Origin of the sequence: Tenacibaculum agarivorans (assembly GCF_001936575.1) — a bacterium.
Lineage (GTDB): Bacteria > Bacteroidota > Bacteroidia > Flavobacteriales > Flavobacteriaceae > Polaribacter > Polaribacter agarivorans.
This window is the reverse complement of the sequence record NZ_MSMP01000042.1, coordinates 24,744-39,574: the sequence shown is the minus strand read 5'-3', so window position 1 is coordinate 39,574 and position 14,831 is coordinate 24,744. Positions and strand designations below refer to the sequence as shown.

The following is a 14,831-nucleotide window of genomic DNA, read 5'->3' as shown; positions in this document are numbered from 1 at the left end:
TTATTTAAAATAACATTATCTATTTAACATGTCATTGCGAAAGAGGTACGAATGAAGCAATCTTTTAATCGATAAACAGTTCACTTCATTTTACGTTGTTGTATTCATGATGTATATTTTTTTGAATTACGAATTTTTCATTTTATGATGAAAACAAATAGATTAAGAATGTTGTGTCGTTTCTAAGTTTTTTACTTCCAACTTTCAACTTCGATTTCGACAAGCTCAATCTCCAATTTAGTTTTATTGTTTAGTGTATATTTTCTATTTAACATGTCTTTGCGATCGAAACGCAGTGAAGCAAAGCAATCTATTAAGTGTAAGCTAAAAATAATATTAAGAATTAAATCACCTTATCTATATCTTTCATAAAATCTGGTATTGTTTCGATGGATGAATCTTTTTTACTCTTGACTATTGACTTCCAATTTCAAACAAAACATAGTTTCATATTAATTAAAAATAGTATACATTTACGTTTAATACACCAATTAAATGTTAGAACTAGCAGGAATTATTATTTTAGGGATTTTAGCACAATGGGTTGCATGGAAATTGAAAATCCCAGCAATCTTACCTTTAATCTTAATCGGACTTTTAGTAGGACCAATAGCCGCAGAATTTATCAATGAAGGAAGTAAATGGATAGAGCCTATTTGGAATGGTAAAAAAGGATTATTTCCAGGAGAAGGATTGTTCTATTTTGTATCGCTAGCCATAAGTATTATTCTTTTTGAAGGTGGCTTAACCCTAAAAAAGAGTGAAATTAAAAATGTAGGTCCAGTAATTACCAAACTAATCACTTTAGGTTCAGTAGTTACCTTTTTCGGAGCAGGAATTTTTGCACGTTATATTTTCAATTTAAGTTGGGAAATGGCATTGCTATTTTCATCGTTAATCATTGTAACAGGTCCAACCGTAATTTCTCCAATCCTTAGAAATATTCCATTAAAAAAAGACGTATCAGCAGTATTAAAATGGGAAGGAATTCTAATCGACCCGATTGGAGCTTTAGTAGCCGTTTTAGTATTTGAATTTATTAGTGTTGGAGGTGGAAGTGGATTCACACAAACAGCGTTAATCGAGTTTTTTAAGATTGTATTATTTGGTAGTGTATTAGGATTTGCATTTGCAAAAGGCTTAATCTTTATTGTCAACAGAAAGTTTGTACCCCATTATTTACTGAATGTAGTATCATTATCTATGGTGTTATTGGTGTTTGTATTATCAGATTTATTAGCACACGAATCTGGATTACTAGCTGTAGTGGTCATGGGAATGGTAATAGCCAATAGTAAACTAAAAAGTTTTGATGAACTTTTATATTTCAAAGAATCACTAACAGTATTACTGATCTCTATACTATTCATTTTACTAGCAGCAAACATGAATATGTCGGAATTACGCTTAATCTTCAATTGGAAAACAGTTGTACTATTCGCGTTAGTCGTTTTTATAGTACGTCCGTTAGGTGTTTTCTTAAGCACACATAAATCAACACTACAACTCAATGAAAAAATATTCATCAGTTGGGTAGGGCCAAGGGGAATTGTAGCCGCTGGTATTGCTTCATTATTCGGAACCAAATTGATGAAACAAGGCGTAGAAGGCGCTGAATATATTACTCCATTAGTATTTATGATAGTACTGGGAACGGTATTGTTAAATGCAACTACAGCAAGAATGTTAGCCAAAATGATTGGCGTTTTCTTAAAGAAATCGGAAGCTATAGTATTTGTAGGAGCATCTAGATCTGCACGTTTAATTGCCCAATACCTCATGGAAAATAACAGACGTGTTATTTTATTAGATAGCAATAAAGATTATGTGAACGATGCCAAAGAACAAGGTATTGAAGCGATAAATATTGATATTTATAATGACAACTTAGGCGATAATGTAGAACTGAATGATGTAGGCTATTTAATAGCCATGACAGGTAGTGATGTGGTAAACAAATATGCATTAGAGCGTTTTTCTGATATTTTTGGAGAAATGGGAGCCTACAGATTGGCAACTTCAAGAGAGGTAACTACGAAGAACCCTGAAAATTCTGATATTTTATTAACTGCCAACGATGATTTTATCAATGTAACAGAAACCATTAGAGATTACCATCAGGTAAACGAACTTACAGTAACTTCATCAGAAGATTACACGGAGAAGATTACTAAGATCAATGCATGTCAAAGAGCCATTCCATTATTCTTAAAATCAAATACGGCAATTAAAATTTTAGCAGAAGTAGATACACAAAGCATTAAAGAAAATGATATTATTGTGTATGTAGGAGAGGAGATTATGTAGAAGTTTCCTTCGGGTACCTCAGGGAACAATCGAATATTAAATAATGGTGGTTTAGCTACTAAAAGGTGGCTGAGGTACTCGAAGCCACAGTAATAAAAGCTATGAAAAAAGGATATATGTACATTTTAAAATGTGCTGATGATTCCTATTATGTAGGAAGCACTGTAAATTTGAAGTTACGATTACAACAACATCAAAATGGAGAAGAAGCAAACCACACTAAAAAGCGATTACCAGTAAAACTGGTGTATTTCGAAGAGTTCACGAGAATACAAGATGCTTTCTATCGAGAAAAACAAGTCCAGAAATGGAGAAGAGTAAAAAAAGAAGCTTTGATTTTTGGACAGTTCAATACCTTATTTGATTTGTCTAAAAGTTATAGGGATAAGGATGAAAATGCTAAAATGTTCCCTTCGAGAGCCTCAGGGAACTTTCGAGTACCTCAGGGAACAATCAAGTTATTGTAAGCTAAGTTTTATTTGGTGACTGAGGTACTCGAAGTCACCTTGTTTAAAATATAAAAGAAGAACTTTAGAGAACAATCGAAAATTTCAGGAAACATTAGAATACGTAAATGAGGCAATTATAAAGAGTTCTATTTTTTGTAAATTGAAAACGAATTAAGTAATCATGACAGAAGAAGAAATAGCCCAACTACAAGAAGAGAATGAAGTTTTAAAACAGCAACTAAAGCGTATTGATGAGAAAAAAGCAAAATCACTACGATTTAAATTCTTTCTGACTAAAAAAGTAGCTACATTTTTTATTGGTAGAAATTTAAAAGAGAGTATACAAAGTGCAATCATAGAATTTAATGAAGATAAAAAATTATCAAAAGATACTATTGCTGATGTTACAGCAAACATTATTTGGCGATTAACCAGAATAGGAATTGTAGGATTACTAATTGCATTATTACCCACAGTATTACTCGTCCAGCAAAATTGGATTATTACCAAACAGAATAAATTATTTGAAAAACAAAATGAAAAAATTGAAATACAAACCCAGTTAGAAGAAGCCTCAAGACGCTCATCTCAAATGTTTATTATGGGAGAAGTATTGAGCGATATTAATAAAGAATTAGAAAATAAAGATAGCACAGAAGGTATTTTATCTAGTACGTTAATGGGAAGAATTATTAGTCTTTCACGTGCTATGAAACCATATAAATTTATTCAAACATATACAGCAGAAAGCGCGTATAAAGATAGTTTAGGGCTAACAAAACTTTTAAGCCCAGAAAGAGGGCAGTTGTTGATTACGTTACTTCATAGTAATATTAATAAGGTTTTTCTTAGAGATAGTATGCTAAATAATAGAAATATAAATTTCAGGTATGCCGATTTAAGTTTTCTACAGGTAAACAATAGAGATTTAAGTGGTATCGATTTAAAAAGTGCTAGTTTAGACTTTTCTAACTTTGATAATGTAACTCTTAAAAGAGTAAATCTAAATGAAGCAAGTATAGTAAATACAAGTTTTAAAAATGTAGCGCTACATAATGCTTTTTTAATAAATACAAACTTAGAAGGCGCAAATTTCTACAAGGCAGATCTAAGGCATACGATACTTACAGGAGCCAATATGGAGAAGATAAGGTCATTAGATAGTGTTAAGGTTCATAGATATGACTGGCTTTCGTATATAAGAGATACTTTAAAATTGAAAGGTGCGGAAAAAATTGCTAAAGAGTATAGAGTTGATAGTGTAGTGTACCCACATTTTAATAAAAATGGTGAGCTTATAACAGGAAAAAAAGCTCCAATATTATTGCGGAAATATTAAGAAGTTGAAAAATAGTTATTCTTTTTTGTATATAGAGATACTGTAAAAGATGATTAATTATAAGGGTTTCTTATTTTTAAAATTTACATTATTAATATTTACAAAACGATGTTACTTCGTGGTATCAAAGGAACATATTTATATGCTTGTAATTATAATTTGAAAACATATTTAAGTTCTTTTATATATCAGTTTAAAAAAGAGAGAGAAACGTCTAAAATTTCTTTATTAAGAACCGAAGATGTAAAACCCTATGAAAATGCTGTTCCATTTTATGACTTAAAAATTTCAGCAGGTAATTTTAGTAATGAACAATTAGCAGAGGACCAGATATATTGGATAAATATTCAAAATAGAGTACGACTAAATCAAGATTTTTTTGCTTGTCAAGTCATTGGTGAATCTATGAATAAAGTTGTACCTAACGGATCTTTCTGTCTTTTTAAAAAAGACAATGGGGGTCTAGAAAAGGAAAAATTGTATTGGTAGAAACAGCAGATATTCAAGATAGAGACTCGGGTTTTTGTTACACGATTAAAGAGTATGAAAGTAAAAAAAGTGAAGATGATAACGGGTGGAAGCATGAAGTTATAGTACTTAAACCAATCTCCTCAGATCCTAGCTATGAAAATATCTATTTAAAAGAAGATGATCTGTTGTCTTTTAAAATAATAGGAATATTCGAATTTATAATTGAATAATACTTATTAGTATTACTATTATATACAAGATGTGTATTCTTATTATTATCATAATTTAATTTCTTATTCTGAATATATAAGTAATCATAGAGTAAGTGATAATTTTAACTCTTTTTTTATTGTACTTTTTGATTTAGTTAGTTCAAATTAAAAATTAATTTTATGGAAACTCGTAAGATTTTCTATTATAATCAAATTAGTTTTGGATTGTGGTGCTTACTTTAATTGTAAATACTCAAAATTTGGGATTAAGTTCATTAATGAGATGTTAGAGTGATAATCTTTAAAACTAGGATTATTTAATGAATACGAAAACAACCCACTAGTATCAATATATAATATTTTAATAAAGAAATATATCTTTTCGATTAAGTTGATTTTTAAGTATTAATCAAAATTTTAATAGTACTAATGACAGCAATACTATTATTAAAAAATACATTTTAATATAACTTTATTAAAAGGATATGTTTGTATTGACAAATAAGAAAAACAAAAAGAAAATGAAACAAATTTGTATAACCTTTTTATTATTAGTGAGTATATCATTATATGCTACAAAGGATTCAATACCTGTAGTTGATTTAAACTTTAAAGTACCTCTAATGTCTGATTATACGTTGTTATATGGTTTTGCTGAAGGAGATCGGATTATAATAAATTACAAAGAAGAAAAAGGAAAAAAGTTAAAGACTTTTGAAATAAGTGAGTATAATGGAAGTATCATGTTTTCTGATTTTAATATGGTTTCATTAACAAATAAAACCATCAAAATAAAGAAAACAGGAATCTATATGTTTAAATTTTCAAATCTATCGTTAGGTAGAAGAATTTGTAGTTTTAAGTTGGATAGGATACCGGTATCTAACGAAACCACTTTGTTTAATACTACAGTAAAAGAAAGAGTAGTTGCTGATACAACATATACAATCAGAACAGAAACCTATATAAAAAAAGAAAAGTACGTTGTTAAAAAGGTACACGACAATCAGCATTTTTATGTTAATAGTGGCTCGAATGCTTTTTTAAAAGGTGGAAAGTCAAGAGTTGCTTTACCGTTTAATTTACCACGTAATACAGTAAAGTGGTATTATACAGTCGTTGCTTTTAGAGATAAAAATACAGTAGAAGCTATGAAACAACAAATACATTTAGCTTCTGATTTAACAAAATTAATAGATTCATCAGGCGGTCTAAATTTTGTAGTGAATCAATTAGCAATGCCGCCTGGAGCTAATTATTGCGATGTATATCTTATAACTCATAATAATTTAAATCTTTTTTTAGATAAAAATTCATATAGTTATTTTCCTTCAGGAACAAGAGAAAATATAATTGCAGCAAATGTCGAACTCACCAATGTTTATAATGAGCAAATGTATTTAGGAATTCGAAATCCAAGTAGAACGTATGGAGTTAACGTATTATTGAGTGTAGCTGCTATAGTATTGGAACAAGAAATAGAAAAACGTGAGGTTAAACATCCTAATATTAATTATAAAAAAGAATTGTATTTAGATAATTAGTTAAATGACTAAATAAATTAAGGGAAAACATTTTAAATTTATAATATGTTAGAATATTTACCTCTTGGAATAATTCTAGTACTGAAAAATATAGTTGTTAGAAATATGAAAGTGTTTCCCAATTATAATTTTTTGTACAGAAAAGTAATTAACTGTAATACTTCTTTTAAAAGTTTAACTAGTAAATTTATAGAAATAAAAAAGTCAGAGCTATGAGTGGATTTAAACTGATAGGGTTAAGAGCTAATGAAGGATGTGAAAAAAAGTATTCCAAAATACTAGATAAGGGTAAAGTGTATCATTTTTCACAGGAGTATACAGTAGATTCTAGTACAGATAAGATTATTCTAAACTCTGAAAAATATATAGATTTATATAGTTCTAATAATCTTAAAATTAACATTAATGCTATAGCAGGTAAAAATGGTACAGGAAAAAGTACTATTATGGAGATGCTATTTATGATTATTAATAATTTATCAAAAACAGAAACTACATTTTCAGAGAGTTTAGAACATATTAAAGGGTTAGACACAACTTTATTTTTTAAAACAGATCAATTCTATAAGTTAGAGATAAAAGATTCTGACGTTAGGGCTTATAAGTATAAGAAAGATTTGACTCTTGATAATAAACCATTACCAAAGTTTGATTTTAATGATTTCTTTTATTCTGTTGCTATTAACTATTCTCAATACTCGTTAAACGCTACTCAAATGGGCAATTGGTTAAATGGGCTTTTTCATAAAAATGATGGTTATCAAATTCCTATAGTTTTAAATCCAATGCGAACAAGAGGAAATTTTGATATAAACGTAGAGAATGCTTTAGTACAAGCAAGGCTTTTTACGAATTTAGTGAGAGAAAATAATAATAAAAACATAGATTTTAATCATCTCACTGATACATTAACAGCAACTCATGTAGAACTAAAATTTCAAAATAAAAATAAAGAAGATAAGGTTCTGTATAATCTTGAAATAAAAACAGAAAGAAATGAAGATAATAATAGACTCAATTTAGAAAAAAGTAAGTTTGAAGAAATCAAATTGAAAGACTTAAATGTATCGAAAAAAGACTTATTAATAACTTTAAACAGGTGTTATAATTTTAAACTTTTTGAATATATACCAGACGATTCAAATTTAGAAATAAACTATACCGGTGTAAACTCTTTGGTTTTACACAGCTTAAATTATTTATATTATAAGGTAATTAATATAGCTATTATTTATCCAGAATACCAACATTATTTTAATAGAGATGAAAAGGATTTTTATCCAGATAAACTTTATGAATACATAAAAAAACTAATCTTAGAGGATACAAGTCATATTGTATTTAAGATAAAACAAACTCTGAATTTTTTAAAATATAAGCATCTTGAATTTAGTTTTGGTCGCTTTTCTTTAGAGGATATATCTGGAAGAATTTCATTGGTGATAAACGATACATCAAATAATTTAACTGAAGAAAATAGAATAGAGTTATTACCGCCACCAATTTTTAAAGCAAATATATTTTTACAATCTAAACAAAAAGGTTTGGAAAATGCAATAGAGTTCAATACTCTAAGTTCTGGTCAAATGCAAATGATTAATTCAGTTAGTTCTATTCTTTATCATTTAATAAATTTAGATTCTGTTGTAGATGGCTATCAATATAAAAGAGTAAATGTCTTATTAGATGAAATAGAGTTGTATTTTCATCCTGAATTACAACGTAAGTATGTAGCGAGTATTTTAAACAGCGTTAAAGCTTTACAATTTTCAAAGATTAAAGAAATAAATTTCTGTTTTATTACACACTCTCCTTTTATTCTTTCTGATATACCTAGTCATAATATAATGTTTTTAGAGCAGCAAAATAAAGAAGATGGTACATTGTTTTCTGAGCAAATAGAGTCTGTAGATAAAACTTTTTGTGCAAACATTCATGATTTACTTTCAAAGAATTTTTTTATGAATAATGGTTTTATGGGAGAGTTCTCGGTAAGTAAAGTAAAAGAAATTATTGCTAAACTAGAGCATAATATAGATTCTAATGTGTTAATAAATAGTAAGGAAATAAGAAAAATTATTGATATAATAGGAGAACCATTATTAAAGTATAAATTAAAAGAACTTCTAGAAGAAGTTGAAACAAATGATAGGGTTGTAGAGTCAAACGAAGATAAAATAAAGAGATTAGAAGAGGAATTGAAAAAGTTAAAGAGACAATGAAATGATTAAATTAGAAAAAGGTTACTGTAGCACAGAAAATAAAAAAAAATTAATATCTCAATTAGCAGCTGAACATTATAATCGTGTTGTTGAAAAAAAAGGAACTTATGTTTCTCCAATAAAAAAGTTAAAGGAAGCTTTAGACAGTGAAAGAGCAATAACATCTCAAATAAGTGAAATTAATCTTAAAGTCAAATTTCTAGAAACAGTTACAAATGAAGATGAGTTTAAAAGATTGTTAACTTCACCATTAGAAAAGTTTGATGAAATTATAGATGATTACAAAGAGTTTAATCCTCTTTTTGAAGATGAAGGATATAAATTTTTTTTAGATCTTTTTGGATATCCTAGACTTAGACAATTACGTTTAATGTATCTTCTAGCAAAAGATTTGGGAATAAAAGCATGCCCATATTGCAATAGTAATTATATACTTACAATTAAGAAATCAAAAAAAGCTAATCTACATTTTGATCACTTTTATTCTAAAAGTAAATACCCGTATTTGAGTTTAAATTTTTATAACTTGATACCATGCTGTGCTACTTGTAATACAGCTAAAAGTAATAAAGACTTTAATCATAAAGATTACATACATCCATATAAAGACTCTTTTGCAGATAAGTTTGATTTCATAACTGATAGAGATGCTATTTTTGATATGATTTTAAATGGAAATAAAGATCTAAATGAGATGAAAGTGATGTTAAAACCTAAAAAAGGTCATGAAGCTCATGTAGATAGACATGATAAAACTTTTAATTTATCTGAAATTTATAATGAACATTCTGATATAGTTTACGAGGTTTATGCAAAGCAATATATCTATACAGAACAATTTAAATCATTAATTATAAATAATTTTGAGGGGAAGTTTTCAAAAGAAGAAATAAATAGATTCATTCTTGGTAACTATATTTCAACATCAGAAATTAATAAAAGACCTTTAAGTAAGTTAATGCAAGATATACAAAAGGAAGCAAAAAACGTGATTGAAACAAATAGATAAAAATTATACTTAATTATAATATATTACATCCAAACTGTGTAAACACTTCTCTAATTATAGGTTCATTAGAAGAGCTATTTTTAGGTAAAATATTTATTCTAGATAGAGTTTCCTAAATTATTGAAATAAAAGTTATCTGAAGTTTATAATGGGTATAATTCCGTAGATTATTGATTTAAATTAAGATAAGGTTACTTCTATTTAATTCTAAACCTTTTTCCTCAGTGGAAATCCACATTTTTTATTGCAGATATCCCATTTGGTACAAGAATTGCTGTGTATACTTTTGTATCTATAAAAATGGGGATAATTATGGAAGAAATTGTATTTAAAGCATTAATGAACAAGAAAAAGTTTAGTAGTATAGATCACTTTATTCAATATGTGATTGCTAATACGCATTATGAAAATGATGAGGTAACTTATGATAAAGTAAAAGATGCTGTGTTTAAACTGATCATGTACGGAATTATTTCAGTAGACACTACAGAAACTGAAAATTGTATTCTAAAAGAAGAGAACTTCTACAAAGCTAAAAAATTAGGAACTGTAGCCTTATGGTTATCACAAGAAAGAGGTGAAGAGGTCACTATAAAACAACCGAAAAAAAGTATGAGTGTATTTGAAATGCTATTTGGTCGTTGGTTTGTTACACCGAGCTTATCACGCTAAAAAAGCAATGAATTTATTATAGTTGATTGAGTTTATCGAATGGTGACTGAGCTTGTCGAATGATTATTGAGTCTGTCGAACGGTGACCGAGCTTATCGAATGGTGACTGAGTTTATCGAATGGTGACTGAGTTTATCGAAGTCAACCGTATTACTTCACTCTACATAAGTACTTGATTAAAACAACGAATTTAACACAAAATATGTATTGTGGTTTTTCGTGTGTAAAAAGAGTAATAATAGTTAACGTGAATCTTGGATAAGAAATCCTTGTCAGTTTGGGTGATTTTACAGAATGTTAATGAGGTGAAATTGTACTGAATCAAGTTCAGCAGAGCTATCGGGAACAACATTTTTACTTCTCGATATAAAATTCATTTTCGTTTTACTCTAATGAATTTCACTCGAAGTGACACTGTTATTCTTAAACGAGATTCACGTTAGTTAGGTCCCGACTTACTTTGTAAGTTATCTTCATTCAAAGTATCCTTTGAATTCGATAATGCTTTACCTGGCAATGAAATTTTGTATAACGTTTGTTAAAAAGACTGGATTTAAATGATCATTACAATAAACGTGTAGTGAACTGAAGAAGTAATCTGTTGATTTCATAAGGAAACCCTTGTTTTTAATCATAAGATTACTTCATCCTTTATACTCCTGCGTAATGATGGACTAAAAAGGTTAATGGGAGTAATTTTACTAGTGATTAAGTTAATCAAAATCAAAAGTAAAATTCTGCTAAATTTAATTCAACACGATTTTCTATTGAAAATAACTATCGTTGGTTTGTTTTTTAAAATACTGAATAACAAGATCTTATGTTAATGTGTAAATAACTTATATTCCGCTCTCTTTTGTCTATCATATGATCAAGTTATAAAGATCCGTACTTTTTATAAGTTTCTTGTTCATTTTTTTGCTTGTCCAAAAATCCTTCGACTTCGCTCAGGATAAACCAAACCAAAAAAAGGACACTTCTTCAATGAATTTTTTAGCTAATGCTAAAAACCAAATTTCATTCCTAAAATCTCTCCAAGGCTTCGAGATTTCTTAACGAAATGAAATTTTATTCTGCGAAGAAGATTTAAAAGCTCTGCTTTTAATCGCTTTATAATATATTCGGTTATTTAAAATTCGTTTTTTTAGTAATATGTCATTATATCCGTTTCACAAATTTTTTTGAGAGTCTCGAACAGACAATTTTAAATTCTTCTATTGAGCTTATGTAGATTATAAATCACTCGCCGCGGAAATCCACATTTTTTATTGCAGATATTCCATTTTTTATTCTAAGACTAGATAATAACTTTGGAAATGTAAATCAGGGAAACATATGGAGGAAATAGTGTTTAGAGCTTTGGCGAATAACAAAAAATTTAACAGCATAGAAAACTTTATTCAAGAGATTATAACCAGTAATTCAATGGACGGAATTACATATGATGAGGTAAAAGAAGCCATTTATAAACTCGTTATATATAGGTTTATCAGAGTGGATATGTCATCATCGGAAAATTGTATAGTTAGGGAAGACAATTTTTACGGAGCTTGCGAACTGGGAGGGGTACAATCTTGGATAGATCACAGAAGAATGTACAGAGAAAGTGCATAAGGTTTAAAAATTCAAAGGGTAAAATTGCTAATTTAACGTGAGTTCGATGTAATTTTACCTTTAACTCCTTAGTAAATAAAGAGGTCTTTGCGAATGAACCCTGAGCTATGTCGAAGGGGAAATGAAGCAATCTTATATCTTATAAAACGAGATTTTCGTTATTAAATTAATAGATTACTTCTTCACTTCACTACGTTTCATTCATCGTAAAGACATAATTTATTGATTCACAACCTGAAAAAATGTATTCTTAAATCAAACTCACGTTAATTTAAATAAAAATGTTGGAGTTTGTCAAACGTTGACTGGAGTTTATCGAAGAGTTGACTGAGCTTGTCGAAGTCAAAGCAAATATTGTGTATTGATCATTGATAAATGATCACTGTATATTATATATCCAACCCAAAAGTATTTTTAAGCTTTTCAATCATTGGATTTTTCTCTTTCAGCTTATTATACTTTTCTAACGGTGTATATGCAAACTTCTTTTCAACAACTTCATTGACATCAATTCTAATTTTGATACCGTAATTGTTTACCTTTTCACGGATAAATCGTAATAAATTTGGTTTACCTTTCTCTAATTGATTTTTCATCAATGTATTGGGTAAAGACACAACAATCTCAAAGTTTTTACCTAAAGTAGGTTGGCCTGCTAGTAGAATAGAAGCAATATTTTTCTCTCCTAAGCCTTGCAGTTTAAAGTAGTATTTTTTCCAAGCATCTTGCAATTGTTCTTGGGTAAACGGAGTCCTTGGATGGTTGTCAAAGTTTTCTTCCTCTTCAACCACATTTTTAGTATCACGTTTTTCCTGTAAGCTTTTAAATGATAGCGCAGAAGTTCTACGTTTTATATTTTTTATAGAAGGCTTTTCAGGGGCTTCAGGAACGGCTTTTTGAACAGGTTTAGCAACAGGTTGTGTAGGCTGTTGTTGTGGTGTTGGAGTAGGAGCCGCTTTCTTTTTTACAGGAGATAATGCGGTAAAGAAAGTAGCGGGAATTATGTAGTTACTGGATTTTTTTTTTGCTCCATCAAAAGTGATAGAGGCAATTTGTAGTAAACACAATTCAACAAGTAATCGCTGGTTTTTACTGGACTTGTATTTTAAATCGCAATCGTTAGCCTTATCAATAGATGGTAGTAAAAAAGACATGGAAGCTTTGGTGGCTTGTTCTAAATATTTCTTTTTTACCGTATCACCAACTTCTAACAGAGCTACTGTGGCCTGGTCTTTAGCAACTAGCAAATCTCTAAAATGAGAGGCTAAACCACTAATAAAATGTTGTCCCTCAAAACCTTTAGCCAATACATCATTATAGGCCATTAATACTTCAGGAATTTTATTATCTAATAATAAATCCGTCATATTAAAATATACCTCATAATCCAGTACATTCAAATTCTGAGTAACCGCCTCACGAGTTAAATTATTTCCCGAAAAACTAACTACACGATCAAAAATAGATAGTGCATCACGCATAGCACCATCAGCTTTTTGTGCAATAATGTGTAAAGCATCATCATCTGCAGTAATATTTTCACGCTCACAAATTACCTTTAAGTAATTTTTAGCATCTAAAACACCAATACGTTTAAAATCAAAAATCTGACAACGTGAAAGTATGGTAGGTATAATTTTATGCTTTTCTGTAGTCGCTAAAATAAAAATAGCATGTGCAGGCGGCTCTTCCAAAGTCTTTAAAAAAGCATTAAAAGCAGCTTGAGAGAGCATGTGCACCTCATCTATAATATAAACTTTATATTTTCCTGTTTGTGGTGGTATCCTTACCTGATCGGTTAAGCTACGAATATCATCTACGGAGTTATTGGAAGCCGCATCCAATTCAAAAATATTAAAGGCAAAATCTTCATCTTCGTTACTTTCAGAACTTTCTTGATTGATACGTTTAGCTAAAATACGTGCACAAGAGGTTTTACCCACACCACGTGGACCCGTAAACAATAAAGCTTGCGCTAGATGATTATTTTTTATAGCATTTTCAAGCGTATTGGTAATCGCTTGTTGACCCACAACATCCTCAAAGTTTTGAGGTCTATATTTACGTGCCGATACTATAAAATGTTCCATTAATACAATTAAATTATATAACAAATGTAGCAAACCCAAGGAGTACACACAAACAAAGTTGTAAACAATGTTTTTGTTAGAAATGGAAATATGAATACCAAAGGAAAACTAAACAATGTAACGATAAGTAAATATGACAATTGAAAAAAATTAAAGCTGTAAATTGTATCTTAAAAAATCTAAAATTTAGAATTCGCATGTATGGAATTAGGAATACAATCGACAAACTCAAAAATATCTAAAAATGAAAAAATTAATTTATACGTTTTTTATTGCAGGAACTTTAGTATTACAAGCACAAAATAAAAAGGAAGTAGCTTATTTTGCTAGTGGTTGTTTTTGGTGTGTAGAAGCTATTTTTGAAAGTGTAGAAGGAGTAGAGGAAGCTGTTTCAGGTTATGCTGGCGGGGATACTAAAAATCCTACCTATAGAAGTATTGGAACAGGAAGAACTGGACATGCTGAAACGGTAGCTGTATATTACAATCCAAAAAAAGTAAGTTTTAAAACTTTAGTAGATGTTTTCTTTGGATCTCATGATCCAACAACAGTAAATGGTCAGCATCCAGATTATGGAACACAATACAGATCAATAGCTTTTTATAATACAGCAGAAGAGAAAAAATACATAGAGGCTGCTATTTTAGATTTAAATGCTGAAGTATACAAAGGTAAAATAGCTACAGAAGTTCTAAAAATTAAGAAGTTTTATGAAGCTGAAGATTACCATCAAAACTACGAACGTTTACATCCTAATAATCCGTACGTACGTAATGTATCTATTCCAAGATTGAATCGATTCAAAAAGAAATTTCCAAAAATTTTAAAGAAAGAAAAACACTAGTTTCAATTATCAATTATCAATTATCAATTATCAATTATCAATTATCGGTTTTGGGGTA

12 protein-coding genes are annotated in these 14,831 nt (G+C 29.1%); 11 read left to right on the top strand and 1 reads right to left on the bottom strand.

The features are described from left to right. Positions 1-495: 495 nt before the first annotated feature. From BVC87_RS20705 to BVC87_RS20660, 10 genes are all read left to right on the top strand, one after another. Entirely contained in the window at positions 496-2,307 is a 1,812-nt protein-coding gene (locus BVC87_RS20705; protein WP_075344314.1) for a cation:proton antiporter, read from the top strand. A gap of 65 nt (positions 2,308-2,372) precedes the next feature. Then, entirely contained in the window at positions 2,373-2,774 is a 402-nt protein-coding gene (locus tag BVC87_RS20700; RefSeq protein WP_317041745.1) for a GIY-YIG nuclease family protein, read from the top strand. A 163-nt stretch (positions 2,775-2,937) separates the two neighbouring features. After that, entirely contained in the window at positions 2,938-4,095 is a 1,158-nt protein-coding gene (locus BVC87_RS20695) for a pentapeptide repeat-containing protein (protein WP_075344313.1), read from the top strand. Positions 4,096-4,203: 108 nt separating this feature from the next. Next, the gene (locus tag BVC87_RS20690) at positions 4,204-4,584 is read left to right on the top strand and encodes a hypothetical protein (protein ID WP_075344312.1); all 381 of its coding nucleotides are present in this window, start codon (positions 4,204-4,206) and stop codon (positions 4,582-4,584) included. Next, positions 4,578-4,796: a hypothetical protein gene (locus tag BVC87_RS20685; protein ID WP_075344311.1), complete on the top strand. Its 219-nt coding sequence runs from the start codon at positions 4,578-4,580 to the stop codon at positions 4,794-4,796. Before BVC87_RS20690 ends, BVC87_RS20685 begins: the two co-directional genes overlap by 7 nt. A 503-nt stretch (positions 4,797-5,299) precedes the next feature. Continuing rightward, positions 5,300-6,322, top strand: coding sequence for a hypothetical protein (locus BVC87_RS20680; RefSeq protein WP_075344310.1), 1,023 nt, complete (start codon positions 5,300-5,302; stop codon positions 6,320-6,322). Between the two features lie 212 nt (positions 6,323-6,534). Beyond that, on the top strand, positions 6,535-8,544 hold the full coding sequence (locus tag BVC87_RS20675) for an AAA family ATPase (protein WP_075344309.1): 2,010 nt from the start codon (positions 6,535-6,537) through the stop codon (positions 8,542-8,544). Position 8,545: 1 nt separating this feature from the next. Beyond that, the gene (locus BVC87_RS20670) at positions 8,546-9,553 is read left to right on the top strand and encodes an HNH endonuclease (protein WP_075344308.1); all 1,008 of its coding nucleotides are present in this window, start codon (positions 8,546-8,548) and stop codon (positions 9,551-9,553) included. A 312-nt stretch (positions 9,554-9,865) separates the two neighbouring features. After that, complete coding sequence (locus BVC87_RS20665) at positions 9,866-10,225, top strand: hypothetical protein (protein ID WP_075344307.1); 360 nt, start codon at positions 9,866-9,868, stop codon at positions 10,223-10,225. A 1,335-nt stretch (positions 10,226-11,560) separates the two neighbouring features. Then, entirely contained in the window at positions 11,561-11,839 is a 279-nt protein-coding gene (locus tag BVC87_RS20660) for a hypothetical protein (protein ID WP_075344306.1), read from the top strand. 389 nt (positions 11,840-12,228) lie between these two features. Here BVC87_RS20660 and dnaX read toward each other — a convergent pair whose 3' ends face one another. Then, on the bottom strand, positions 12,229-13,929 hold the full coding sequence (gene dnaX, locus BVC87_RS20655; protein WP_075344305.1) for a DNA polymerase III subunit gamma/tau: 1,701 nt from the start codon (positions 13,927-13,929) through the stop codon (positions 12,229-12,231). A gap of 244 nt (positions 13,930-14,173) precedes the next feature. Between dnaX and msrA the strand changes: the two genes are divergently transcribed. Beyond that, on the top strand, positions 14,174-14,773 hold the full coding sequence (gene msrA / locus BVC87_RS20650) for a peptide-methionine (S)-S-oxide reductase MsrA (protein ID WP_083629666.1): 600 nt from the start codon (positions 14,174-14,176) through the stop codon (positions 14,771-14,773). The last annotated feature ends 58 nt before the right edge of the window (positions 14,774-14,831 follow it).

What these genes read in the sequence shown, in the direction of transcription:
- BVC87_RS20705 (WP_075344314.1), top strand. Translation starts at nt 496, where the DNA reads ATGTTAGAACTAGCAGGAATTATTATTTTAGGGATTTTAGCACAATGG.
- BVC87_RS20695 (WP_075344313.1), top strand. Translation starts at nt 2,938, where the DNA reads ATGACAGAAGAAGAAATAGCCCAACTACAAGAAGAGAATGAAGTTTTA.
- BVC87_RS20690 (WP_075344312.1), top strand. Translation starts at nt 4,204, where the DNA reads ATGTTACTTCGTGGTATCAAAGGAACATATTTATATGCTTGTAATTAT.
- BVC87_RS20680 (WP_075344310.1), top strand. Translation starts at nt 5,300, where the DNA reads ATGAAACAAATTTGTATAACCTTTTTATTATTAGTGAGTATATCATTA.
- BVC87_RS20675 (WP_075344309.1), top strand. Translation starts at nt 6,535, where the DNA reads ATGAGTGGATTTAAACTGATAGGGTTAAGAGCTAATGAAGGATGTGAA.
- BVC87_RS20670 (WP_075344308.1), top strand. Translation starts at nt 8,546, where the DNA reads ATGATTAAATTAGAAAAAGGTTACTGTAGCACAGAAAATAAAAAAAAA.
- BVC87_RS20665 (WP_075344307.1), top strand. Translation starts at nt 9,866, where the DNA reads ATGGAAGAAATTGTATTTAAAGCATTAATGAACAAGAAAAAGTTTAGT.
- BVC87_RS20660 (WP_075344306.1), top strand. Translation starts at nt 11,561, where the DNA reads ATGGAGGAAATAGTGTTTAGAGCTTTGGCGAATAACAAAAAATTTAAC.
- dnaX (WP_075344305.1), bottom strand. Translation starts at nt 13,929, where the DNA reads ATGGAACATTTTATAGTATCGGCACGTAAATATAGACCTCAAAACTTT.
- msrA (WP_083629666.1), top strand. Translation starts at nt 14,174, where the DNA reads ATGAAAAAATTAATTTATACGTTTTTTATTGCAGGAACTTTAGTATTA.